Genomic DNA, 24,980 nt, shown 5'->3' with positions numbered 1-24,980 from the left:
GATTTTGATAGTATGAAATCACCGGATTTTATGAGTATGGAATCTATTTATGGCAATTCTAATATAATGGAATTGCCATAAAAATTAACAATTATAAATTGTTACAGCGTTTGAGGGACGACTAAAGTAACCCGTAGAGCGAATCTGCCGATGTCGCTTGACCCCAACTGATGAGAGATGTCAGATGGATATTAAAAAAATCGGGCTGTCAACAGCACTGCCAACTCGATTGCTGACGGTGACGCTTGCGATCGCCTGTCTGGCGCTCGCACTGGCTCAGATTCTCCAGCCAATTGTCCAGAATGATACGTGGTGGCACCTGAAGACCGGGGACTGGATTATTGCCAACCGCTCGCTGCCCTCTTCGGACCCGTTCACATATTCCCACCATTTGACGGGAGATACTCAAGAGCGGTTTTTACTGACTGCGTACTGGGTGTCCCAGATTGTTCTCTCCATAGCGCTCAAATTCGGCGGATTTTTCGGTATTGCCATTTACCGGGCCGTGGTGCTCGGGATTCTGGCGGTGGTCCTTTTCCAGCGTCTACAGCGTCGTGGCGTACAGCCATGGTTGTCGTTCACCCTCCTCATCAGTGCAAGCCTCTGCCTCTTCTGGTTTTACCCGGGGCTGGAAAGGCCGCAGGTGCTCTCATTCCTGTTTGCATCGGTGCTCATGGGGATGGTTGAAGAAATTCGAGAGGGTAAAGGACCAAGCTGGCTGATGCCTCCCATGATGACCCTCTGGGCGAATTGCCACGGTGGCTTCATCGTCGGCGATCTACTGCTCTGTGCGGTTGTTGTCGGCGCAGCATGGACATTCCGCAAAGACAGACAACATTTTTTCAAAATATCTCGCTGGGCTGCGGCGGGACTATGTTTTTCCCTTTGCAATCCCAACGGATATTTCCCCTTTTTGTCCGCATTTCAACTTTCCCTGAATCGTGAGCTAATGGATTCCATCTCAGAGTTCAAGGGCAGCATCGAGGCGTTTCATTCGGGATATCCTCAGATTGCAGTCTTCTGGGTACTTTTGTTCCTGATGTTAGTCGCTGCAGTGGCTTCTGGCAGATTTTCCTGCCTGGATTTCTTTCCCATGATGTTGTCCGGCGCACTGGCGTTTCGCTACTGTCGCAATATCGCCTTTTTTATGGTGGCCATGGCACCTCTTTCCGGGTACTACCTGAAGCACGCCATGGAGAGGTGGGCAACGAGGCCAGTCAAGGCCGTCCTTGTCCTCGGGGCTTTGGCCTTAATAACGGTGGTCCCCTTGACCCTTTCACAGGTAAAATGGGAGGAAACAATCCTCAATACGCCTGACAAGCGCTACCCTTCTGCGGCAGTCGATTTTTTGCAGCGCCAGGAGCTCAAGGGTGCGATGCTGAATGATTATGATGCGGGAGGCTACCTGATCTGGAAGCTCTCTCCCGACAGAAAGGTTCTGATTGACGGTCGCATCATCAACCTCTCCATTCTCAGGGATTACCGCACAATCCAGCAGGCTCGGACTCATCTCGTTAATGGCAGGCCTGCATGGAGCCAACTGCTTGATTCCTACGACATCCAGTATGTCATTCAATACCTGCAGCAGCCGTCAACCGGGGAGTTGCAGCCACTCATGCGCGTCCTGCTGAATGATCCCCAATGGGCGCCCGTCTATGTTGACCAAATCGCGTACATTTTCGTGCGCAGGGATGGTTTGAATGCCAGCGTCGCACAGCAATTCGAAATCCCCCCATTGCTCTTCTGTGGCAGGATACTGGAAAGCTTCGACTCCATTCTGCATGAGCACCCGACGGAGGTAAAGGCTTTGCTTGGCAGGGGGGAAATGTTCGCCTATCTCGGGAGAATTGACGAGGGGAAGCGTAACCTTGATGCCGCTCTGCGCCTTTCACCAAAAAACATGTCCATACAGTCTCGCATGATTCAACTTCGAATGCTTGAGAGGGACGGTTAAGAACGACCCGTTCTCGGTGCTCAGAGTGCAGGCAGGGAGGCAAATCCCTTGCCTGTCAATAAGAGTAGTGTCGAGCTTGGCACGGACATTCAGACGAAACTTGTAGGAAAGCCGGTCACCGGGGCGATCTATAGCTTCGCTCCCGCCATCGATCAGTTTTTGAAAGGCCATCTTTTTGGCGATATCTTCGGGCGTGACAATCTGGACTTCCAGAGCCGGGAGATCGCCACCATTTCGGCCCTGGCCAGCATGGAAGGGGTCAATCCTCAACTGTAGGCCCATTTCAACGTCGGGCTTAATACGGGCCTGACTGTGACACAGTTAAAGAGCCTGATTTCTGTTCGCAGTGCCAAGGTTGGTAAGAAAGAAGCCGATAATGCCCATGAATCGCTGAGTAGCGAGCGAGGCAGACTAATTAAAATAAACTTTGTGTGGCTTTTCATTTGTATGGGGTTCTAGTATCATTTGGGTAACCGTTGGCTAATGGCCGCACTGATAACAACCTTGCCGCCCAGAACCGAGCTGTCTTGGATCTCCAGGTAATGCTTGCAAAGATGCAACTAACTTCGGATGAAGAGCCAAGTCAAAGGTCAACGAATCGAGTTTAGCCATAGTTACGCGGGTCACCTGACAGAGTGCTATCAATGGAAAGTCCTGAAAAAAGCATAATAAAAGGTTGGCGGTATAATCATCCCCTTGCCCTTGCCCAACACAAAACAGCAACCGTGGTTGTCAGTGTGATAACCCTGTTGTTCTTATGCTGGCTTGACTTCATAACCGGTTATGAATTTGGCTTCTTCATTTTCTATTTTGTACCGGTTGCCTTTGCCTCATGGTATGGGGGAAAAGGCAAGGGCGTCGCCATGGCAGTGATGAGCAGCATCTGCTGGTACCTTTCTGATCGACTCACCCACCATCCCTACTCTCGTCCCTATTTTATCTACTGGGAAACATTCATGCGCCTGGCCTCATTCCTTACCACATCATTGACCCTTTCCAGAATCAGAGGTCTGGTATTAAACGAAGAGAAACTGATGGCCGACCTGGTGGCAGCACACGAAGAACTCCATCAATACCGTAAGGTTGATCAGGACAAGTAAGCAGCATGAAAAAATCTTAGTCAAAAGCATTTAACCACCTATTGCATAAAGCCCATTCTAATGTATTGTTAGCTCATAAATTCCCACACTGTTTTTACATGATTCTTGCTGGAGTTAAGTAAAAATATACAGTTATGTCGGTTTCATTTTCATAACGGAGGGGTGATGAAATTATTCCGACAAACGCTGCTTGCCGTGGTCTTGACAGCTATCATCGGCGTTCTTACCCACACCGCAGTTACCAAATACGTCGTACACAAAGCAGAAGAAAACCTCCAGAGCATCATTCTCTCCCACAGGGCATTCCATGCGTACATCCAGCAGGTGATGCACCCTGCCTACTACAAGGCCAAAGACGAAGGGAAGGTCGCTCAGGATTTCTATGCACCGCAACTGCTCTCGTCATCCCATATCATTAGGGTTATGCACGGTCTCTTCAACAAGGAACGAGAAAAAGAAGGGCTACCTCTCGTTTACTACAAAATGGCCTCGCAAAACCCCAGAAACCCGGTGAACATTGCCGATGACAGAGAAGCGTGGCTCATAAAACTTTTCAACGACCAGCGTGACCTCAAAGAGCATACCGAGATCAGAACCATCAATGGCAAGAAATATTTGCTCTACGCCAAACCGTTTCTCGAAACCAATCAAGCATGCCTACGTTGCCACGGCAAGCGCACAGATGCGCCTGTCGGGCTGCAACAGATCTATTCCGGTCAGGGGGGATTCAATGAATCTGCCGGAATAATCCGAGCAATCGAATCGATCCGTATTCCTCTTAATGATGAATTCACAGCCGCATTCGTCGCAACCACCGCAACACTAGCCGCCGCAGCTATCCTCATCGCTCTCTATCTCTTTAACATGCGGCTTCGCCAAAGAATAAGGGAGAACACCGCTGCTCTCGCCATAAGCGAGGCGAATTATCAGCACTTCACTGCCCTCACCTCTGATTATGTTCACAAATGCGCACGTAAAGGGAGTGCCCCGTACCGGATACAGTGGGTCGGCGGTGCCCTGAAAACCATATCGGGATTCAGCGCCGAGGAAATGCTTGAACGTGGATGCTGGGTGTCAATCGTGCACCCAGACGACAAGCAAGCCACGGTTGAAGCCCTCGACAGGCTTAGACCTGGGGACATCAAGGAGATTTCTTTCCGGATTATTGTCAAGGATCAAAGCGTTCGATGGATTTTGGATACGTGCCAGTGCGAACAGGGGACATCGAACGATGAACTGATATTGTACGGTGCTGCATCGGACATAACGGAGCGCAAGCAAGCCGAGGAGATGCTACAGTTCACCCGTGCCAGTGTCAATGCCGTGTCGGATGCAATCTTTTGGGTCACGGCTGACGGTCGTATCGTTGATGTAAATGATGCTGCCTGCCAGTCTCTTGGTTATTCACGTGAAGAGCTGTTAAAGATGGAAGTCTCCGACATTGACCCCAGCAATAGCAGTGAAGACATGCAGCGCCAGTTCCCCGAACTCCGCAGGCAGGGTACCCTGCGCTTTGAAGCAACTCATTGCGCCAAAGACGGTCGAGTATTCCCGGTAGAGATCGCTGCCAACTATGTGTGCTATGGCGCCGAGGAGCGCAATTGCGGTATTGCCCGGGATATTTCCGATCGTAAGCGTAATGAAGAAGAACGACTCAATCTTGAGAAGCAACTGCTGCATGCCCAAAAACTGGAAAGTCTTGGCGTCCTTGCCGGAGGCATAGCCCATGATTTTAACAACCTCCTAACCTCAATCGTCGGCAATACCGATCTTGCCTTGCTGAGGCTTAATCCGGAATCACCGGTGCGCGACAACCTACAGAGAGTCGAGGAAGCTGCTACCCGTGCCGCCGACCTTGCCAAGCAGATGCTCGCTTACTCAGGCAAAGGAAAGTTTGTCATCGAACCAATCGATCTGAATCGCATAGTAGAGGAGATGGCGAAGATGCTGGAAGTCTCTATCTCCAAAAAATGCGTATTGAGATTCAACTTCGCTGAATCGCTTCCGACTGTTGATGCAGACGCCACTCAGCTGCGCCAGGTCATCATGAATTTGGTCATCAATGCCTCTGAAGCGATAGGCAACAAGAGTGGGGTAATCGCAATCAGCTCTGGCTGTATGCAGTGTGATCGGCGGTACTTAAGCAGCGCGTGGTTGAACGAACAGATTCCCGAAGGTTTGTATGTCTGGCTTGAGATCGCCGACACCGGCTGCGGCATGGATAAGGAAACCGTGTCTAAAATATTCGACCCGTTCTTCACCACCAAGTTCACTGGCCGCGGCTTGGGGATGGCGGCCGTTTTGGGAATTGTCCGCGGCCATAAAGGGGCCATAAAGGTTTACAGTGAACCAGGTCGTGGGACGACGTTCAAGATTCTGCTCCCGGCAGGAGGCAGGCCAAAGGAATTGGGCAATGAGATAGCTGACGAGCATCTAGAGTGGAAAGGCAGTGGAACGGTTCTGCTGGTTGACGACGAGGAAACGGTCATCGCCATTGGTACTGAAATGCTGAAGGAACTCGGATTTGATGTTTTGACGGCAATGGATGGTAGGGAGGCGCTGGAGGTTTTCACGCAGCAACAGGGCAAGATTTGCTGTGTCATCCTTGACCTGACCATGCCACATATGGATGGCGAGCAGGCGTTCAGGGAACTACGCCTGCTTGCTCCGGATGTTCAGGTAATCATGTCCAGCGGTTACAACGAGCAGGAGATCAACCAGCGCTTTGCCGGCAAGGGGCTGGCAGGATTCATCCAAAAGCCTTACAAACTGTCGATGCTAAAGGAGGTTATCTTGAATGTTAATCAAGGAATCGACACAGTTGTAAGTTAGGTGCTGAATGAAGAGCCAGGCGTCATAGACGGTAACTTAAATACATGTCAAAAACCATCATCGAGAAAAATATGGGGGAAGCCTCACGGTGTGCAAAGTCGAAACGGCGCGGAATTCAGGATTGAAGTGTGAGCTGATTGCCAGCGGCTGGAAACCGCCTGTTTGCCGGGTGTCGCCTACTGTATTGACATAACCGGCAGGAAACATTATTGTATTTATTAATTTGAATGTTGGCATAAAGAAGGCAGTTATACCGATTTAATCCATTGCTGATGCTTGGCAGTGAACTGGCCTTACTTGATCCTAAGGCAACAGAAGCGAAGCAAAAGAATGAAACAACGCCTTGTCTGTACATTGGGCCAACGATGCTGAAAAGAGTTCTCCTGCTTAGTGGAGTTGGCCTTACAGTGGCCCTGCTCTGGTTTGCCATAAGCAATTATCGGACAGCAGTGCCTTTGGCGGAAGAGAATCTCCGGGGAGTTGCCCTGTCCATTTCTTCGGCTGTAGAAAACGCGGCAGTCCATGATCCTACCTTTCACTCCCTTAATACCCTTCGCCCCAAAGATTTAGCCTTTCTGGCAGTGCTGGACAGAGACGGCATCTATCGGTTCCATTCAAATCCCGATCTGATTGGGACTCGTTCAGATGATGGTCGCTACTCTGCGGTACTACAAAAAGCAGATGCGATTGAAGGCCGGGTTGTGCTCGGTACCGGGGAAAAAGCCTATGAATTCCTGGCTCCGCTTTACCTTCCTGACGCGGAAATGATCTTGCGGTTGACCCTGCATACCTATCGAGCCGATGCCGTTGTCCGCAAGGCAGAGTTGAACATGACGATCCTCATCGGGCTGCTGCTCACCGGCTGGGTCATGGCCGCCTTTATTTATCGTTTTGCCCTGCGGGAAGAGCTGCATCATCTGGAGATGGCCCGACAGGAAGGCCTGGCACGTTTAGGTGAGATGGGGGCAACGCTTGCCCATGAAATCCGCAATCCATTGGCAGGCATCAAGGGGTTTGCCCAGATTATCGAGAAGAAGCCTATCGATAGCCGTAACAGTGAATTCGGCCGGCTGATTGTTGCGGAAGTCCTCCGCCTGGAAAATCTCGTCACCAGCCTCCTGAGCTATGCCAAGACCGAGCGAAATGCGGTTAGTCTTTTCTGGCTCAAGGAGCTGATTGCCCATTCCGTGGCCCTAGTGAGCGCTGAACTCGCACAACAGAAAATTACACTGGTCACTGACTGCGCCGAGAGTGTGCAGTGCCGAGGTGACCGGGATCGTCTGGGACAGGTCCTGCTCAACCTGGTAAAAAACGCTGTTCAGGCAATGCCGGATGGCGGAACTTTGACCATTGCGGCACAGACGAGAGGTAGAGGCGTGGTTATTTCAGTCTCCGATACCGGACAAGGCATAAATGAAGAGGACCAAGCCAGGATATTCGAGCCTTTTTTTACCACAAAGGCCAGAGGAACCGGCCTGGGACTAGCGCTTTGCAAAAAAATCGTCGAGGAGCATCAGGGGACCATCAGCGTAACAAGCGCTGCCGGTAAGGGAACCTCGGTTATTATTGAACTACCCGGCGGGGTATGGGAGTGATACGACACATGACCGAAACAAAAGGGTCCATACTGTTGGTGGAAGACGATGCAACGTTCAGGATCTTCATCCAGACGATTCTTGAAGATGAGGGGTATCAGGTCACGGTTGCCGGTGACGGCCGTGATGGCGATCGCCTGCTTAAACGAGAGAGCTTTGACCTGGTTATTTCCGACCTGAAGATGCCTCACAAAAGCGGTATTGAGCTGTTCCGGGAAACCAGGCACGACCCGGGGGCTCCGCAGTTTATCTTTCTGACCGCTTACGGCACCGTCGATGAGGCGGTATCTGCCATGAAGGAAGGCGCCATCGACTTCCTCACCAAGCCGCTTGCCGCTCCTGAAACACTGTTAAACCTGGTGAACCGGGTCATGGAAAACCAGCAGCTCACCAGAGCCTTGCGCACTATTAAGGAGACTGGGTCATCTGGTCTGCCTCCTGATGAACTGATTTTCGCCGGCCAGGCAATGAAAAATGTACGCAAGCTGGTCCTTGATGTTGCCGGAACAACGGCAAATGTGTTGATCTACGGTGAGAGCGGCACCGGTAAAGAGTTGGTAGCCAAAACTATCCACCTGTTAAGCCCCAGAAGCAAGGCCCCCTTTGTCCCTCTCAACTGTGCCGCCATTCCGGAGAACCTCTTGGAAAGCGAACTGTTCGGGCATGAAAAAGGGGCGTTTACCGGGGCAATCCAGGCCAGACAGGGGAAGTTCGAACTTGCCAGAGGTGGGACAATTTTTCTTGATGAGATCGGCGAGATGCCGGTTGCATTACAGGCCAAGCTCCTGCGTGTTATCCAGGAACGCGTTTTTGAACGGGTTGGTGGCAGCAAGGAGATCAAGGCTGATGTCAGGGTGATCGCTGCAACCAATAGAAATCTCCAGGATGAGGTGGTTGGCCATCGCTTCAGGGAGGATCTGTACTACCGGCTGAATGTTTTTCCGATTCACCTGCCCCCTTTGCGCGAGCGGGTCGATGCCATGCCGTTGCTGGTAAATTTCTTTCTGGAGCGGTTCAGCGGGCAGATCGGCAAGAAAATAAAAGGGGTTGAAGCCGGTGTGCTGCGGGCCATGCAAAGTTATCCCTGGCCGGGGAATGTTCGCGAATTACAAAATGTTATGGAACGAGCTGTGATCCTTGCTCAGGGGTTGGTCCGGGCGGAAAACCTCCCGGATGCATTGCTGCGGCTCCCTGAGCCGCTGGTGCTGGACAGCCGGGATTACCTGAAAGCGGTGGAACGGGATATGATTGTCAAGGCGTTGGCTAAACATGGCGACAATCGCCGCTTGGCAGCAGAGGAACTGGGCATTTCCCGCCGGACTCTGCAATACAAGCTGAAGGAGTACGGCCTGTTGGCAGCCGATTAGTGTGGTGCAGAGTTCTTCGCAACAGGTGCAATAAATTGCACTAAAAATGGCATTACCCATAAAACAGTATTGTCTGTTGTGTAATAAATTCAAGCTGTTGTGGGCTTATGCGTTCTTGGCACAAACAATGGAATTCCTCCTTGCAGATCAACCATTTTAAAGGAGGACCATTCAGATGAACAAGACCACAGCACTCTATGCAGTAACAGTACTCGCAGTAGTCGCTTTCTCCGGCATTGCTTATGCTCGGGGAGGCAATCCGGGCGGCCAGGGACATGGCAGCGCCAACCACCAGGGACAGATGTCAAATCCAGTCTGTAACACTACAGGCATGAGCCAACAGTCAGGAACCCAGATTCGTCCGATGGACGGCACCGGCAAGCGCTATGGCCAGACTCGCGGTAAAGGCATGACACCGGCAGCCCCTCAAGCAGCTGTTACAGTATCGGTAAACTAATATTCAGGGAGCAGTCACCGCATGAAAAAAGGTCGCTTTTTACTTCTCGCGCTCGGAGCCTTCGGGATGGTTTGCCTGATGCAGGGTGCTGCGCTTGCCGGTTTCGGTTTCGGTGGCGATGATACTGGAAAAAGCGGCCTTGACCTGAACCGCGGTTACGACATCAACACGGTAACGACGATGTCGGGCAAGGTTACAACGCTTCCCCGTCAGATCGAGAAGGAGCATGTCGTTATCGAAATCAGAAGCGGTCACGATCCGGTTAGCATCTGCGTAGGCCCCCACGCATACTGGGAAGCTAAAGGGGTATTGATCAAGCTGAATGACGAGCTGAGCGTCAAAGGGGCCATTGCCCAGGGACAGGATGGCAAGACGTACCTGCTGGCGCAAAAATTGATGAACAAAACAACGGGCACCCAGGTGGAGCTCCGTAATGAAAAAGGGATGCCTTCCTGGTCAGGGCGAAACATGAACGCCGCGGGTTCTGGGCGAACCGACGGGGGGATGCGCAATCAGGGTGGCGGCATGATGCGCGGTGGCGGTGGCGGGATGATGCGTCGTTGATGTTTCCCTGGTAAGACCTGCTGATGGAAGAATGAGGTGAAGAGCGGTGTTAGATGGATTTAGAAAATTGTCATGGCTGGTATTCCTGTCCGGAATTGTATTATTACCTGCAACGGTGCTGGCTGGTGAGCCACTACTTACTTTTGGGGCTGGTTTCGAGTTCACTTCCGGAGATTACGGGACTGCGACGAGAACCAACTCGGTATATGCGCCGGTTACAATCGGGTTTAACCCATCTGACCGATTGGGATTGTCTCTTGAGATACCTTATGTCTACCAGAGCAATACCAATGTGATTGCCGGGCAGTTTCGCCAGATGCAGGGCCAGCAGATGGGCATGCAAAGTGTGGCCGGAGCAATGGCTGGCCCTGGCTCCGGAGCCGGCATGGGTAATAATTCGCTTCGCTCCAGTGCCAACAGTGACCCCTCAAAGGCTCAGAGCGGCATTGGCGATATTATTCTGAAAGCGGGCTATGTGCTATTTCAGGAGTCGGATTTCCTGCCACAGGTCCGCCCTGCTGTTTCGGTCAAGGTTCCCACTGCCGACAAAAACAAGGGGCTGGGCACCGGCGAGTTTGACGAAGGGGTCAGCGTTGAGCTGTCCAAGTGGTTTGGCGATTGGTATACCTTCCTTGAGCCAGGCTATACGATCCAGGGCAAATCAGCGGACCTGTCCCTGAAGAACTACGTCAGCTGTAACGGCGGGTTCGGATACCAGGTAACGGACAACTTTCGTCCGATGTTAATTATCAAAGGATCAAGTGCCTTGGCCGATGGTTTGACCGAGCTGCTCGAAGCCCGGCTGAAGCTGAAATACCAGGCGACTCCACATACCGGTATTGAAGGGTATCTTGCCAAGGGGATTACCACTTCAAGTCCTGATTACGGGACCGGAATAGCAGTTTTTTACGATTTCTAACTTTTGAGACAATAGAGGAGTTAAAGATGAGAAAGATTATTGGTGTACTGGGTTTGCTAAGCGTGGCGTTTATGGCAGGATGCGGCAGCAGCGGTAGTTCCGCTCCTGCAACACAAGTAAGCGGTGCCGTTGCCGATGGTTATCTGCAGAATGCCCAGGTGTTTCTCGACAAGAACGGCAATTACCAATTGGACGCTGGCGAACCATCGACAATGACAGATGCAAATGGCGCCTATACCCTGAGCATCGATCCCGCCGATGTCGGCAAATACCCGATTGTGGCCGTAGCGATCAAAGACCAGACCATTGATAAGGATACCGGCTTGGCAGTGCCGAACAGTTATGTGCTCTGCACTCCGGCTGCCGGTGTTTCCGGCACGGTCAGTAACTTCATCAGCCCGATGTCGACCCTGCTGCGGGAAAAACTGGAGGCCAATCCCGGCATGACCTTGGCCGAGGCCATGACCCAACTGCGTAACCAACTGAACATGCCTGTCGGGATGAACATGACCGGCGACTACGTTGCCGGTAGCATGGCTGGGCAGTATCAACAGCAATACCAGGAAATGCATCAGGTCGCCCAGCAGATGGCGGGTCTGATGGGGGCGGAGTCAGGATTGGTCATGAACGGCAATAACGTGAACATGGGCAGGTTCCGGAGCATGATGGGACAGATCAATCAGAACATGCCCCAGATTACCGATAACGTCGGCCAGGGGCTGGGAATGTCCAGCACTTTTATGAACTCCATGAAGACCCAGATGCAGACGACGCTTGGCGGAATGCCTGCTGCGAGCGGGTTTATGAATTACTCGGGTGGCCGGATGACCCCTGGAACAGGCATGATGAGCGGTAGCGCAATGCGGTAGCATGGGAGTAACCGATGTCGGATTCGTTCGACTTATGGTATTATTGATTTTTAATACGATTTCTGCAAAAAGGAGAGAATTTATGAAAAAGGTACTGATTGCCCTGCTGTTTGTGGTTAGCGCTGCAATACCTGTTTATGCCCAGATGGATGGCATGCCGATGCATGATCGTGCTGGTCATGGCCATGAAGGTCAGGGGCCGATGATGGAGATGGGCGGTATGGATCATATGGGCGACATGATGGGAGCTTGCCTGGATAATGCCGATAAAATTGGCCTTACTGATGAGCAGGTGAAGAAACTGACCCCTATTCACCGTGAGATGAAGAAAAAGCTGATTCGGAGCAAAGCTGATATTAAAATTGCCGAAATGGAACTTATGGATATCATGGAGGTGAAGGATTTCGACCTCGAAAAAGCCACCGCAGCGGTAAAAAAAATTGCTGATATGAAAGCGGCCCACCATATTGAAATGCTAAAATCTATGAAAGAAGTCCGGTCGGTCTTGACAGAAGAGCAGTTTCAGAAAATGAAGAAACTACACCCGATGAAAAAGGGGACTAAGGCAAAGCAAAAGAAAATGATGAAGAAATAGGTTATCGTAAAGAGAGGTAATCAAGATCGATGAAGACCGTTTGCCATGGCAAGCGGTCTTTTTTTATGGGGATTAACTTAGCCAACTGTTCTGGCTTTGACAGCAGGTGCGAACTCTTTGTCTGTAAGTAAAATATGGTTCAGCAGCCACTCTTCCAGAAAGAAAACAACTTCGACATTATAGATCTCCTCAGACGCCAGGAATTTATCCAAAAAACCATTTAAATGAGCCTTGAATTTTTCATGTTCTGTCATATGAGGTACCAGTTTATGGTAACCAACACTCCGCATTAATTCTTCTTCTGCTGAGAAATGATAATCTGCATAAGAAAGTAGTTCGTGAAACAGATACCTGACCTGATTCTTGTCCTGCAATTCAATAATGGCTTTATATGCCATATTGAGTAACTCGATTAGGTGTCGGTGATGTTTGTCGATCTGATGTATCCCAATGTTGAATTTATCTTCCCACTCCACAATGCTCATTATCACCTCTTTCAGGACCGACTGCATAATAGCTTTCTTGGCTGTTTTTAATTGTACCCTGAAGGTGTCACCCTGACAATGTAAGCGGGCAAAATGACAATGGGCTCATCTCGGCCAACGAACTGGATGAACTGGAGACCGAGCAGAAGAAGGCGGAACATCAGTTTGAAGAGGCCCAGGAGCGGCTGAAGACAAAAACCATCCTCAGCACCATTGACGGAGTTGTTGCCGAGCGGATGCTTGCCCCCGGAGATTATGTGGGTGAAGCGCCGATACTCAAGCTTGCCCGTCTTGACCCGCTCAAGGTGGAAGTCATTGTTCCGGTGCGACGATTTGGCGCCATCAAGACGGGGATGAAGGCTGAAGTACGTCCGGAACAGCCTGTTGGCGGCGTTTATATCGGCAAGGTGACTATCGTGGACAAGGTCATCGATGCGGCGCAATACCTTTATCGTGCGGGTGGACATTGCCAACCCGTCACTCAAGATACCGTCCGGCCTGCGATGCCGGGTAAGGTTTCTGAAATAATCAGAAGCAGAGCAGTAGGTCACCGTGGTGATTATGGAGCAGGCGCAGTGCCTTCGTTTCCTGCTCTCCTTTCGCAGTTCCCTATTTTACCTTGGTCAGCACCACTCCATTCGGAGCAACCAGCCGGTCGTCCTTGATTTCAAAGTTAACCGGACCGGGAGGCGTTATGACTGATACCTTGTTTTCCTTCTTAAGAACGACCCACTTCATGGCCTCACTCTGCTGCCTGCCTTCTTTATCAGGCCAGTAGGCCCGTCCGGTATGATTGCTGGCAAATACCAATACGCCCTTCGGGTTGCCGATTTCCTGCCAACGACCCACCAGTTGCTTATTCGGATCCTTGGTACAGCCCCCCAGTAAAAACAAAAAGGCTATCAGTAAAAAACATGCTTTCTTCAACATTTATCCCCTTCCCTGCTGATGACTGGCACTCGGCTATATAAATAGCAAATCCGCGTGAAAAATCAAAATACAATAACAGAAATGGCACGACTTCCCTCAATCACGGCTGCCAACAGTATTTATGCTTAATGCCAAGGCAATATTCTGGAGTTATGCTGAAAATGGCGGCGCAAAGTGGTCCCTGAAGGGAGCTGAATATCCGAACTGTCTCAAATCATAAGGCTATTTGACTGAAAGATAATGGCACGTGTTATGTACTGAAGGAAATATCGCGGCTCTTAGAGTGAATATCTGCTGCCGCCGTGTTTAAAGTTTGCATTCATGGGTTCTTGGCGTTATGTAGATGTTTATATTCAGGCTTTTTCTGGTATTACTTTCCTGGTGAGGCTTTGGCCCCGATCATGTTTTGTGGCGCCAAAGAGGTCTGCTGACGTAAAAGGGTTTGTGACAAGATAACCAATGATGACGCTATCCGCCACAGATTACGATGCCATAAGGCTATCGGTCCAGGTTGCCATTGCCGCAACGCTATTTTCGTTGCCGTTCGGCCTTGCTGTGGCCTATTTGATCACCTTTGTCCGGTTCCGCGGCAAGGTGCTGCTGGAGGTGCTGGTCAATCTGCCGCTGACCCTGCCGCCGGTAGTTGTCGGCTATTTCCTGCTGCTGTTGCTCGGGAAAAATGGCTGGCTGGGCTCTCTGCTCAACGATGCCGGCATCAGGCTGATCTTTACCCTCAAGGCTGCGGTAATCGCCTCCGCTGTGGTCGGTTTTCCCCTGCTGGTGCGCTCGCTGCGCATCGGTATGGAGGCCATCGATCCGCAGCTGATCAAGGCTTCCCGATCTCTCGGAGCGCCGTGGCATGACACCCTGCTAACGGTCATTCTCCCCTTGTCGCTGCCGGGGCTGGCAGCCGGCTCGTCGTTGATGTTCGCCCGCAGCCTCGGTGAGTTCGGCGCCACCATCATCGTGGCCGGCAATATTCCGGGTGTTACCCAGACCATCCCCCTGGCAATCTACGAGTATGCCAGTTCACCTAACAGTGAGCATATGGCGTTAACTCTCTGTCTGGTTTCGGTGGTGATATCGATGGCAGTGCTCTTTCTGCATGAAATACTGGTTAAGAAAATGACAAAGAAGAACTGACATGCGCATTTCCATGAAAGCAGAGAAGAGTTTCGGCGCCTTCACCTTGTCAACTGACTTCGTGGTCAGCGGTGACCGGCTCGGAATTTTCGGCGTATCGGGCAGCGGCAAATCGACCTTGGTGAGCATGCTGGCCGGTCTTCTGGAGCCTGACAGTGGCGAGATCCTTTTGGATGGAGACTGCCTGTTCAGCAGTGCCAAGAGAGTCAACCTTCGTCCGGAGCAACGCCGGATCGCCATGGTTTTTCAGCAGCACTGCCTGTTTCCTCACCTGAGTGTCAAAAACAACCTGCTTTACGGCTTTAAGCGCTGCCCGGCAAAACATCGCACCATCGACTTCGACAATCTGGTTGAAGTGCTGAAGCTTAAAGATCTGCTCAGCCGTGGGGTCACAAACCTGTCAGGCGGCGAAAAACAGCGGGTCGCCCTGGGGCGGGCCATACTGGCCAATCCCCGGCTGCTGCTGATGGACGAACCGCTTTCGGCATTGGACGACTCCCTGCGGTTTCAGATCATCCCCTACCTGAAAAGCGTCAGTGAACTTTTTGGCATTCCGTACCTGTTTATTTCCCATTCCCTGGTCGAAATGCGCTTGATGGCCGATTCGGTACTGGTGTTCGAGAACGGAAGGATGGTCGAGCAGGCCAGCAGTGAGCAGTTGGCCCGCGATCGCATGGGAAAGAGTCCGGTAGGCTACATCAACCTTCTGGAGTTGAGCGCCATGTCCGAGCGGGACGGCATGTGCGCCTACCGCTGGCAGGGGGGGGAGCTGCTGCTTTCAGGCAGTAATCGTGACACGGTCAATGGCCTGTTTGAGCTCTCTTCCAAGGACATCATCCTTTTCAAGAAACATCCGGAAGCCATCAGTGCCCGTAATCTGCTGCAATGCACTGTGGTCGGCCTGTTTGAAAGCGGTTCGAAAATGGGGGTTGAGCTGCAGTGCGGCGAGGGGAAGCTGGTTGCCGAGATCGTGCCGGAGGCTGCCCGGGAACTGCAAATTGCCGCGGGTGGGGTGATTCATGCTGCCTGCAAGGCATCGGCATTTCGGAGGCTGGCCGGTAATGGCAAGGTTTGACCGTTAGTCGGGAGGCTGCCTACAGCCAGCCGAGGCGTTTACAGGCACCGTAGACCAGGTAGATGCCGACGCCGGAGACAAATACTCCAAAAAGGAGCCGCAGTTGCGGCCCTTTCATCTGGTTCGCCAGATAGGCGCCCCCCCAGGCCCCGACGAACATGGTAGCTGCGACGATAAAGGCTGCCTTGAGATCTACGTTGCCGTTCCGATAGTATTCAAGGGTTGCGGCCAGACCGATCGGCGGGAGCAGAACGGCAAGGCTGGTTCCCGTTGCCTTGTGGTGTGAGAACCCGGCCCAGTAGATCAGGGCCGGGACAATGACGATGCCGCCGCCGATGCCGAACAGCCCCGAAGCCACCCCGCCACCCAAGCCGATGATCGCAAATGTAACCCATTGAAACATGAAAAAACCTCAGTTCTCTGTTTTATCTGTAACTTGATGCCGGGGAACAGCAAATCCATTCACCGTTGGAGCATTTACCTTTAATGATAACAGCGATGCACTTTGATCGCAATGAGTTGCATAACGGCATGATTGCAGATTCTTTTATGCAATAATTGTTGCTTATTGCTTAAAACATTGCAGGTTCACAATTGCTAGAGCCCCAAGATAAAATTTCTTTTTGATCCGATTAACCAGGCAGTTAAATTGGTGCAAGCAAAATAATTGGACCTTTTTTCTATTTTCACCTGCTGCTGTCACGGATTTTTCAGGGGCCTGCCACGCGGCATGTATGCTGCATAACTGTTAACACTAATTCAGAATTACAAGCCCTCATTCCCAACCGGGGTATTTAAAAGGTGGAGAGTGGTATAAATGGCTGATGCAAAGATAATCATATACTTTGGGGCGCCAGGGCATGTTTAGATCTTCTCGGGCCAACATTGCCTTGGTCCTCATGGGGATCTATCTCATGATCACCATAAGCCCCCTTGCGCCTCTTGCCCTGCAGTCAGCGGTAATCTCCCATGCCGTTACCGGTGAATGCACCGGCGATTGCGCGATTTGTGGTTGTGCCCCTGAGCGGAGCGCCACTCACAGCTGTTGTTGCTGGCAGAAAAAGTTGCAGAACGGGCAAAGCGAAGACCAGGAAGAGGTAGAATCTTGCTGCCAAAAAAAGCAGAAACCTGCTTCAGTTCCTGGCGCCAGCTACAAAAGTTCTCCATGCGGCAGTGGCAAGCTGATCGCTTTATGGGGTGGTGAATCGTTTGAGTACTATCTGGATTCGAACGACGCAGAACCTCTGATTTTCAACAAAGCAACCCTTGTCCCATCTCCTTATCGCACTCTCACCGGAAGATCGGTAGCCCCACCAGACCCGCCTCCAAAACTCTGCATTCTCTCCTGATAACTGCTTGAAAAGGCCAGTTCACTGTCACCAGGGTCACTCACAATCGGCGATCTGCGTCACTGCTGGAATGACTTCTGCCAACAGAGAAGGATCTGTACGCTGTCAGCGTATCCGAGGCAGCGCGCTATAGCCAGGTTCTTCTCTCGGCGGTTATGTCTGGACAGCCTCTGGTGCCTTATGGAACCGGCCCCTGTGCTACGGAAGCAAATGCCGAAGTGCATCCAGCACCGGGCATGTTGCCGTAGTGTATCCCCATACATTCATCCAGGGAGGGATCCGTGTTTTATAAACCGTATTGCATAGGTGTTCTTTGTTTGCTCTGTGCCGCTGGGGCATATGCAGAGGAGGCGGCACAGGGCCGCCAACAGCTCGACGACGTGGTTGTGACTGCCACCCGGACCGAGCGGAAAACCGAGGAAGTGGCGGCAGGAGTGAGCGTGGTCGGCAAGGAAGAAATTCAGAACAGCCGCATGTTCGGCATCAAGGAGGCGCTCACCGGCTTGTCCGGCGTCCAGTCCGAGACGAAAAACGGCGGTTACGACTCGCGGCTCATTATTCGCGGCGCCGGTCTCAAGGCCCGCTACGGCGTACGCGAGATCATGGTGTTGCTTGATGGTGTGCCCATTACCGACCCGGACGGGCTTTCGCGTTTCGACTTCATAGACACCCAGCTCGTGGAGCGGATCGATGTGGTGAAAGGGCCAAATTCCACCATGTACGGCGCCAATGCCGCCGGTGGCGTGGTGAATATCATCAGCCGCAATCCTTTTGAGGAGATCAAGAGCCTGAAGATCGGCTATGGCAGCGAAAATACCCAGATGTACAACCTCATTTACGGCACCAGCTTCGGCTCGACCTATGTCACCGTGGCAGGGAGCCGCAAGTCAACCGACAGTTGGCGGGCCTGGAACAAATTCGACACTAGCCAGACCAGTCTAAAGATCGGTCATCTGCTGGACGAGAAGACGTCCATTGACTTTAATTTCAGTTATACCGATGCCAATATCCAGCTGCCCGGGACGTTGACCAAGTCTCAGTTCGACAGCGACATCAGCCAGCTTACCTCTGAACCGTGGCGTCACTCGGGGCGCTACAGCGAGATATACTTCACCAACCTGAAGCTGGAAAAGGAGATCGGCGACTTCAAGCTCAAACCGCTCGTCTATTTCCAGCACTGGCAGCATTATCATCCGGTTACCGGGGCGATCAATGACGGTAGTGCCGACATCTACGGCAGCGATATTCAGGTGGACTGGAAGCATCATCTGCTCGGCTTGCCGGGAGTGCTTACCTCTGGGGTGTCGGCTCAGGTGGATACCCCCAATGGGAAAAAGTATACCTTTAGAGATGTCAGGACCCTGCCGACTGGCAGAATCACCGCTACTCTCTCTGACGCCTCGGGGTCTCTGATGCAGAGCGATGATGACACCGTTGCCAAGTGGGGGGTCTATGCCCAGGAATCGTTACAGCCGTCGCAATCCTGGATTGTCGATATCGGTGTCCGCTTTGACCAGGTACGGTTCGACCTTTCTTCTGATCTCTTCCAGGAGTTCGATTATGCCAGCGGGAGGTATGTGGCAAACCGGCAACAGATCGGTGTGGACAAGGCATTCAATTATGTGAGCCCGCGGATCGGAGCTGTCTACAAGGTAAATGACAGTTTGAACCTTTACGGAACAATAGCCACCGGGTTCCAGACCCCTCAGTCGAGTGAGCTTTCAGATAATCCCAATCTAGACCCGGCCACGACCATTAACTATGAGGTCGGAGCAAAGAGCCGTTTCTCCGGTGGCCACAGTATCGACCTTTCCCTGTTCTACATGGATGTATCCGATGAGATCGTGCAGACATACCTTGTCGGCGGAGCGACCACGTACAGCAATGCCGGCTCAACCATCAAAAAAGGGATCGAGCTGTCCGGCAAGTATCAGGCATTGACCAGTCTCTATCTGGGAGGGACTTATACTTACAGCGATTTCAGTTATGACAGCTTTCAGGAGCCGGTCCAGGGACAGCTCCTCAATAGGAGCGGCAACCGGCTGCCATATATCCCGGAGCATCAGTACAATCTCTATGCCTTTTACAAGCACCCTTCCGGGTTCAAAGCCAAGCTCGATACCTACAGCTGGGGCAGCTACTTTGTGGATAATGCCAACTCAGAAAAATACGACGGCTACGAGTTTCTGACGAACCTGCTGGTCGGTTACGAGGACAAGCACTGGGACATTACCTTTGACGTCAACAACCTTTTCGACAAGCACTATGCCATGGAAGTAACCAAGGACACTGCCACCCGTTACCGTCCCGGTGCTCCTATTACCTATTTTGGCAAGATTTCCTACAAATTCTGAGGTGAGGCATGCAACCGAAATCCATCATCATATTCATCATTGCCGTTGCCGTCAGCACCCTGGCAGCCAGCTACCGCTTTCATGACTCGGCACATGCCATGGGAACTCTCAAGAAGGGGGGAGGCGTGACGCGTCATCCGCCAGAACTGGACGGACAGAAACAGTCTGGTTCGCTTATTGTTACGGCCAAAGTGATACCGCCATTCCGGGGAGATGCCCGGGTCGTTCTTGAAGGGGCTCCGGGCTACAGCTATGCCCTTCATAATTCTGAGCCGGCAATCAGATTGCCGTTCCATCATCGTCCAATGTTTCGTGACAATGTCTACCATGACCTCCGCCCCAACGACCGGGTGGCGCTCTGGGTGGTGATGAAAAAAAGAGCGCAACTGCCGGTTGTAATCAATCAGGCGCAAAAACAGGATGCGGAAGCTGTGTGCTGCCCATTGGACCCTGATACTTCGAATGTTGCCCCTGGTAAGCAGCCGGGGCAACGCCCCGAAAAGAAAGGTCCGATGCTCGCTTTCTATGATAACCGGAGCAACGAACGACTGCTGGCGGTACCGATCCGCTTTACCGGCACAGGAGGGGGGCGTCATGGCGAATAGTGATTCTGCCCGGTCCTTTATGGCCCGGCACCGTACCGGCATTTTGCTCTGCTCACTAATGCTTTTCCTGCCACCGCTGGCCCTGATTGTTCAGGTGACTTCGGCTGATGTCGATCTCTGTGGTTCATGGTGCCCGCGCATGTTTTTCGCCATCAGGAAAGGTGCAGGAATAGGAGAGATTATCGGTGGCGTTGCCCGAAGCTACATGGGGGTGGCCCTGGTTGTCGGGATGCTGGTGACAACGATCTTTTTCGGCCGCTACTGGTGCAGTCACCTTTGCCCGGTTGGCGGGGCTACCGAGCTTGGCAGCAGACTCATCCCCCGATTTCTGAAGCTGGATTTCTCTGCTATCCCGGCGGCGCCGGTCCGCTACGGCTATTTTGCCGTCTATCTCGCCGCGCCACTGATCGGTATCGGCAGCCTGTGCTGCAATTACTGTAACTTCGCCACCATCCCCCGACTTTTCGGCGCCCCATTTATCCAGGCCGACATGGCCTATTTCCTGCGCACTGCCGGAATCATCAACCTGGCCCTGATCATCCTGCTCGGGTTCTTGGCTCACGGTGGCCGCGCCTATTGTAATTTTCTTTGCCCGATCGGCGCGTTGGATGCACTTGCCAGCCGCTTCGGCAAACGTTTCGGCAAACGGGTACAGGTTGATACACACCGCTGTAACGGCTGCGGAGAGTGTCATGCCGTCTGTCCCACCTGGGCCATTGCGGTTAAGGGGACAGCGGCCATCGATCAGCTCTCCTGCATGCCGTGTCGGCAATGCGAAAAGGTCTGTCCGGAAGGAGCCATCTGTTATGCGAAGTCTGTCTGAAAAAGTGACTTTTGGTATGGTCGAGGTCGTTGGAGGGGTCACCGGCATTGCGGCCTCTTCAGGGGCATGCGGCGCCTCGGGTTGTTTGACCTGCTTCGGTTGTGCCGGCATGGGGCTGGTGCTGGTTGCTGCAACATTTGTGAAACGAGCGAAAGAGGCACGACATGGACGGAATGTACACCATGAAAGAAATACGGCGATCAATCACTCCCTACCCAGGTAAGTGGTTCGGAATTTCCCTGGGGCTGCATCTGGTCGCATATGCTCTGATGGCAGCGTTCTCATCACAACTAGCGCCGCCTAGGGCGCCGGTCATTATCGACCTGACCTTTGACCCAGGGGTGGTTGCCAAGGAGGTTGCTTCACCCTTGCGCCAGTCTCGGAGTCCTGGATCGGCAGCAGCTACTCCGCGACCTCGCCCGGTTACGCCTGTTGAGACGAGGCAGGTTGCCGCGGATGTGCCGCCCCCAGCCCCGATGCCGGCTCCGGCCAGTGTTGCCCCGGTTTCCGGAGTGCGGGACAGCCTGCCGCTCAAAGCCCAGGGCGATGCGAATACAAATGCTCAGGCTGCCCGCCCGGGCAATGCTGCAGCCGGCGTTACGCACAAGGAGCCAGTGGCACAGGTTGCCGCAACCGGTCATGGGGATGCTGCCCCGGAAAAGGCCAAGCAGCGATACCTCAGAGAACATTTCAGCTATATTCGCGACCTTGTCATGAAAGGCCTGGTCTATCCACACCAGGCGCGGAAGATGGGGTGGAGCGGCAAGGTGACCGTATCTTTTCTGGTGTGCGAGGACGGCAGTGCCCGCGAGGTAAAAGTGGTGGAAAGCTCAGGGCACCAGATGCTGGACCGATGCGCGATAGAGACCATCCGTAAGGTGGCGCCGTTTCCCAAACCTCCGTTGCCGGCGGAAATTGTCATTCCGGTCCTCTTCAAGTTGATGTGACCCGGCCTCCAGCCTGGAAGCTGTTCAATGCAGGCCCCTGCAAGCTTTTTGCAGGGGCCGGTGCTGTTGATTCCATTGTGTCAGATCACGGTAATGTGCTACTTTGCCAACCAAGTGCTGATGAGCGCTGCCACTGTCCCCCAATGAAATGACGACGCTTATGACTCTGAAGGAACCTATCTCCGGCCGCCGGGTTGTGTTGGCAATGCTCTTGGCCGTGAACCTGCTGAACTACATTGATCGGCAGGTTCTTTACGCCGTCTTCCCCCTGGTGAAAGGTGATCTGCGGCTTTCCGATACCTCTCTCGGCTTGCTGGGGAGCGCCTTCATGCTGTCATACATGGTTGCCGCCCCTTTGTTCGGCTGGATCGGTGACCGGAAGAACCGGGTGCATCTGGCGGCCGGAGGGCTTGTTGTCTGGAGCCTGGCAACCGCCGGCGGAGGCCTTGCCCGGAGCTATGCGGCACTGCTGGCGGCGAGGAGCGTGGTGGGAATCGGTGAGGCAAGCTTTGGTACGGTATCGCCCGGGCTTATTTCCGACTATTTCCCCCAGGAGCGCCGAGGCCGCGCATTGGCATACTTCTACCTGGCGATCCCGGTGGGTAGCGCACTGGGGTACCTGGTCGGCGGTATTGTCGGGCAGCGCTACGGCTGGCAGAGCGCCTTTCTTCTGGCAGGTATCCCCGGGTTGCTTCTGACCATACCTCTCTGGCGGCTCAAAGATCCGGCCCGCATCAGAAATAGCGCCAGTATTGCCGCACCACGAGGCTCATACCGGCTGTTCCTGCAAAACCGCTCGTTCATTACTGCAACGCTGGCCATGGCCGCCATGACCTTTGCTCTGGGCGGACTTGCCCAATGGACCCCCTCATTCCTCAACCGGATGCATGGCTTGGATGTGGCAAAAGGGAATACTATTTTCGGTGCCATGACCGTGGTGTCCGGTATTCTCGGCACCCTCAGCGGCGGCTGGCTGGGGGACAGGATGCAGGCACGTTCGCCATCAGGCTATCTGATGGTCTCCGGCTGGGGGTTTGTCCTCGGAGCGCCGGTGCTGGCGCTGGCCATCTCCTCCGGCGATCTGACTACCTGTCTGGCGGCGATCTTTGTTGCCGAAACCCTGCTGTTTCTCAATACCGGCCCGCTGAATACCGTTATCGTCAACGTTTCGCCGGCCAGTTCCCGCGCCATGGCTTTTGCCATCAATATTTTTGCCATTCACGCCTTAGGTGACGCGGTTTCGCCAGCCATCATCGGCATGTTTTCCGATGCTTTCGGTCTGCGGAGCGCCATGCTGATCACCCCGGTCGCCATTGCCGTTGCCGCCTTTTTCTGCTTCCTATGCTGCCGCTGGATTGCCGGAGACGCGGAGCGCAGCGGGGACCAATCACTGCCCTGCAGTTAAAAGAATAAGTCGCCCATCCCTCTTTTGATATTGCCAACTGCTCTCGATTTGCACTAAGGCCGCAGCCGGATATACTCTCAGAAAAAGTTTTTTTGGGAGGGGATTATGAACCATGCCGAGTTTAGGGAACGCATCGAAGCATGCCGGCAGCCCGGACATTGTTTCATTAAATGGTGGGGGGAAGACGAGGCGCTTGTCGATTATGAAATCCTTGATAGCTTTCTGCGCAAAATCGAGACGATCGATGGCGCAGCAGGGTTCGAGCTATTCGACATGGAAGGAATTTGGCAGGTACTGACAGAACTGGACCCTGACCCGCTCACCCGGGAACCGGCAGCAGCAGGGGAAATTATCCGCTGGGTGTGGAAAGATCAAAGCGGCAAAGAGCATGTGACTACCTTCCCGTTTACGCCTGAAGGGGTCATGGAGCTGATGGAGAGCGAGTTTTTCGACTGATCCCGCTGCTTCATCTTCGTCTGCGTTGGCTATAAATCTCTTGCTACCCGGAAGCCGAGATAGACATATCTGTCGGTTGGCTTGCCACGGCCGCGGGCCGATGACCTGACATAGCGCGGCTTGCTGCCGAATGATCCGCCGCGTTCGACGCGCCGCTGATCTTCTCCGGTTTCCCAGGCAGTGCCATCGGCAGGCGCACCTTCGTAACTCTCATGCCACCGGTCCTGGCACCACTCCCAGACATTGCCGGCGGTATCAAACAGGCCGAACGGGTTTGCCTGAAACGATCCGACCGGCGCGGTTTTCTTGCCGTCAAACTTGCTGCCCGCCCCTTTGCAGTTGGCCCGGTTCTCTCCGATATTAAATCCCCACCAGTAGCGGTCTTCGCTGCCGGCTTTGGCCGCGTACTCCCATTCCGCTTCGCTGGGGAGCCGGTAATGTTTCCCGGTCTGCTCAGAGAGCCATTTTGTGTAAGCCACGGCATCGTTCCAGGAGACGTTGATCACCGGCCGTCGCTCTCTCCCCCAGTTGGAGAATGGGAACCAGCGCCGGCCGTCCTTTGGTTTCTCGCGGCCGGTTGCCGTGCAGAAGGTGTCATACTCGGCAAAGGTTACTTCGTATCGACCCATGGCAAAGGGCTTGGCAATGGTGACGCGATGTACCGGCTTTTCGTCGCTGTCGCCGCCACCCTGAACTGCACCCATCCGGAAGCTGCCCGCAGGGATGACTACCATTTCCGGGCCATCGCTGCCGTTGCTCAGCCGGTCCCGCACAAGCGCGCCCGGCTTTTCTGCGGCCCCGGCGGCAAGGGGAATAGCAACTACCAGATAAATTGCCAGCAAAATTCGGCGTAACCAGTACATGAGCCAACAACCTCGATCTTTGATTAGAATGGCAAACCGTCATTATACGAAAGGGGGAGGCGGTTATCGCGCCTCCCCCTTGATCAATCTCTCCGCCATGCCGTCGGCTTAGGGGCCTCTCAGCGAGTTCCCTTAAAAGTGGGCTCCTTTGTGCCGCTTTAGGCAATTCCCGCAAGGGGCAGCACACCGCGACCGCAAAAGGCTCCCGTGAAATAAGCATTCCGCCTGGGCTTTGTAAGCCTAACGAGCATGACAGAGAGAACGTTAATCTTGTGTCATTCTACTCGGCTCAA

Annotated in this window: 26 protein-coding genes and 1 other RNA gene; 21 read left to right on the top strand and 6 right to left on the bottom strand. The window is 53.2% G+C overall.

The genetic code is table 11. The features are described from left to right. The first annotated feature begins 184 nt into the window (after positions 1-184). The 11 genes from KI809_RS08115 to KI809_RS08065 all read left to right on the top strand — a co-directional run bounded on the left by KI809_RS08115 (position 185) and on the right by KI809_RS08065 (position 12,252). Entirely contained in the window at positions 185-1,954 is a 1,770-nt protein-coding gene (locus KI809_RS08115; protein ID WP_214171027.1) for a tetratricopeptide repeat protein, read from the top strand. Between the two features lie 48 nt (positions 1,955-2,002). Continuing rightward, positions 2,003-2,230: a carboxymuconolactone decarboxylase family protein gene (locus KI809_RS20490; protein ID WP_246559275.1), complete on the top strand. Its 228-nt coding sequence runs from the start codon at positions 2,003-2,005 to the stop codon at positions 2,228-2,230. A 368-nt stretch (positions 2,231-2,598) separates the two neighbouring features. After that, positions 2,599-3,054: a hypothetical protein gene (locus KI809_RS08105; RefSeq protein WP_214171026.1), complete on the top strand. Its 456-nt coding sequence runs from the start codon at positions 2,599-2,601 to the stop codon at positions 3,052-3,054. 165 nt (positions 3,055-3,219) lie between these two features. Beyond that, the gene (locus tag KI809_RS08100; protein WP_214171025.1) at positions 3,220-5,886 is read left to right on the top strand and encodes a hybrid sensor histidine kinase/response regulator; all 2,667 of its coding nucleotides are present in this window, start codon (positions 3,220-3,222) and stop codon (positions 5,884-5,886) included. Positions 5,887-6,251: 365 nt separating this feature from the next. Continuing rightward, positions 6,252-7,481, top strand: coding sequence for a two-component system sensor histidine kinase NtrB (locus KI809_RS08095; protein ID WP_214171024.1), 1,230 nt, complete (start codon positions 6,252-6,254; stop codon positions 7,479-7,481). 8 nt (positions 7,482-7,489) lie between these two features. Continuing rightward, a complete protein-coding gene (locus KI809_RS08090; RefSeq protein WP_214171023.1) occupies positions 7,490-8,848 on the top strand; it encodes a sigma-54-dependent transcriptional regulator in 1,359 nt (452 codons plus the stop codon). Between the two features lie 175 nt (positions 8,849-9,023). Beyond that, positions 9,024-9,305, top strand: coding sequence for a hypothetical protein (locus KI809_RS08085; RefSeq protein ID WP_214171022.1), 282 nt, complete (start codon positions 9,024-9,026; stop codon positions 9,303-9,305). Between the two features lie 21 nt (positions 9,306-9,326). Next, entirely contained in the window at positions 9,327-9,869 is a 543-nt protein-coding gene (locus KI809_RS08080; protein ID WP_214171021.1) for a MamS/MamX family magnetosome protein, read from the top strand. A 46-nt stretch (positions 9,870-9,915) separates the two neighbouring features. Further along, a complete protein-coding gene (locus KI809_RS08075) occupies positions 9,916-10,788 on the top strand; it encodes a transporter (RefSeq protein ID WP_214171020.1) in 873 nt (290 codons plus the stop codon). Positions 10,789-10,814: 26 nt separating this feature from the next. After that, positions 10,815-11,657, top strand: coding sequence for a hypothetical protein (locus tag KI809_RS08070; RefSeq protein WP_214171019.1), 843 nt, complete (start codon positions 10,815-10,817; stop codon positions 11,655-11,657). Between the two features lie 82 nt (positions 11,658-11,739). Continuing rightward, a complete protein-coding gene (locus tag KI809_RS08065) occupies positions 11,740-12,252 on the top strand; it encodes a Spy/CpxP family protein refolding chaperone (RefSeq protein WP_214171018.1) in 513 nt (170 codons plus the stop codon). A gap of 77 nt (positions 12,253-12,329) precedes the next feature. Here the strand turns inward: KI809_RS08065 and KI809_RS08060 are convergent, their stop codons facing one another. The 3 genes from KI809_RS08060 to KI809_RS08050 form a co-directional block, all read right to left on the bottom strand. Then, positions 12,330-12,737, bottom strand: coding sequence for a bacteriohemerythrin (locus tag KI809_RS08060; protein ID WP_214171017.1), 408 nt, complete (start codon positions 12,735-12,737; stop codon positions 12,330-12,332). A gap of 47 nt (positions 12,738-12,784) precedes the next feature. Further along, a complete protein-coding gene (locus KI809_RS21055) occupies positions 12,785-13,222 on the bottom strand; it encodes a hypothetical protein (protein ID WP_246559274.1) in 438 nt (145 codons plus the stop codon). Positions 13,223-13,346: 124 nt separating this feature from the next. Continuing rightward, positions 13,347-13,667, bottom strand: coding sequence for a hypothetical protein (locus tag KI809_RS08050; protein WP_214171016.1), 321 nt, complete (start codon positions 13,665-13,667; stop codon positions 13,347-13,349). A gap of 459 nt (positions 13,668-14,126) precedes the next feature. On the opposite strand from KI809_RS08050, the gene modB reads away from it, so the two are divergent. Continuing rightward, positions 14,127-14,810 (top strand): molybdate ABC transporter permease subunit, encoded by a 684-nt coding sequence (modB, locus tag KI809_RS08045; protein WP_214171015.1) that lies wholly within the window; start codon positions 14,127-14,129, stop codon positions 14,808-14,810. A gap of 1 nt (position 14,811) precedes the next feature. Further along, complete coding sequence (gene modC / locus KI809_RS08040; protein WP_214171014.1) at positions 14,812-15,885, top strand: molybdenum ABC transporter ATP-binding protein; 1,074 nt, start codon at positions 14,812-14,814, stop codon at positions 15,883-15,885. Between the two features lie 19 nt (positions 15,886-15,904). Here modC and KI809_RS08035 read toward each other — a convergent pair whose 3' ends face one another. Then, positions 15,905-16,288, bottom strand: a complete 384-nt coding sequence (locus KI809_RS08035) for a sulfite exporter TauE/SafE family protein (RefSeq protein WP_214171013.1) — start codon at positions 16,286-16,288, stop codon at positions 15,905-15,907. Between the two features lie 457 nt (positions 16,289-16,745). On the opposite strand from KI809_RS08035, the gene KI809_RS08030 reads away from it, so the two are divergent. From KI809_RS08030 to KI809_RS07995, 8 genes are all read left to right on the top strand, one after another. Continuing rightward, positions 16,746-17,234, top strand: a complete 489-nt coding sequence (locus KI809_RS08030; protein WP_214171012.1) for a hypothetical protein — start codon at positions 16,746-16,748, stop codon at positions 17,232-17,234. A 281-nt stretch (positions 17,235-17,515) separates the two neighbouring features. After that, positions 17,516-19,588, top strand: coding sequence for a TonB-dependent receptor (locus tag KI809_RS08025; RefSeq protein ID WP_214171011.1), 2,073 nt, complete (start codon positions 17,516-17,518; stop codon positions 19,586-19,588). Between the two features lie 8 nt (positions 19,589-19,596). Continuing rightward, a complete protein-coding gene (locus KI809_RS08020) occupies positions 19,597-20,193 on the top strand; it encodes a hypothetical protein (protein WP_214171010.1) in 597 nt (198 codons plus the stop codon). Next, complete coding sequence (locus KI809_RS08015) at positions 20,183-21,016, top strand: 4Fe-4S binding protein (RefSeq protein ID WP_214171009.1); 834 nt, start codon at positions 20,183-20,185, stop codon at positions 21,014-21,016. Before KI809_RS08020 ends, KI809_RS08015 begins: the two co-directional genes overlap by 11 nt. After that, positions 21,000-21,239 (top strand): hypothetical protein, encoded by a 240-nt coding sequence (locus tag KI809_RS08010; protein WP_214171008.1) that lies wholly within the window; start codon positions 21,000-21,002, stop codon positions 21,237-21,239. Before KI809_RS08015 ends, KI809_RS08010 begins: the two co-directional genes overlap by 17 nt. Then, the gene (locus KI809_RS08005) at positions 21,181-21,963 is read left to right on the top strand and encodes a TonB family protein (protein WP_214171007.1); all 783 of its coding nucleotides are present in this window, start codon (positions 21,181-21,183) and stop codon (positions 21,961-21,963) included. The genes KI809_RS08010 and KI809_RS08005 overlap by 59 nt, the downstream gene beginning before the upstream one ends. Before the next feature lie 160 nt (positions 21,964-22,123). Next, a complete protein-coding gene (locus KI809_RS08000) occupies positions 22,124-23,368 on the top strand; it encodes a spinster family MFS transporter (RefSeq protein WP_246559273.1) in 1,245 nt (414 codons plus the stop codon). A gap of 105 nt (positions 23,369-23,473) precedes the next feature. Continuing rightward, on the top strand, positions 23,474-23,824 hold the full coding sequence (locus KI809_RS07995; RefSeq protein ID WP_214171005.1) for a hypothetical protein: 351 nt from the start codon (positions 23,474-23,476) through the stop codon (positions 23,822-23,824). A gap of 29 nt (positions 23,825-23,853) precedes the next feature. Here the strand turns inward: KI809_RS07995 and KI809_RS07990 are convergent, their stop codons facing one another. Then, on the bottom strand, positions 23,854-24,687 hold the full coding sequence (locus KI809_RS07990) for a formylglycine-generating enzyme family protein (RefSeq protein WP_214171004.1): 834 nt from the start codon (positions 24,685-24,687) through the stop codon (positions 23,854-23,856). A gap of 85 nt (positions 24,688-24,772) precedes the next feature. Then, positions 24,773-24,949: non-coding RNA, 6S RNA (gene ssrS / locus KI809_RS07985), on the bottom strand. Between the last annotated feature and the right edge of the window lie 31 nt (positions 24,950-24,980).

Source organism: Geoanaerobacter pelophilus (assembly GCF_018476885.1).
GTDB lineage: Bacteria > Desulfobacterota > Desulfuromonadia > Geobacterales > DSM-12255 > Geoanaerobacter > Geoanaerobacter pelophilus.
This window is presented reverse-complemented; position numbering and strand designations above follow the sequence as displayed.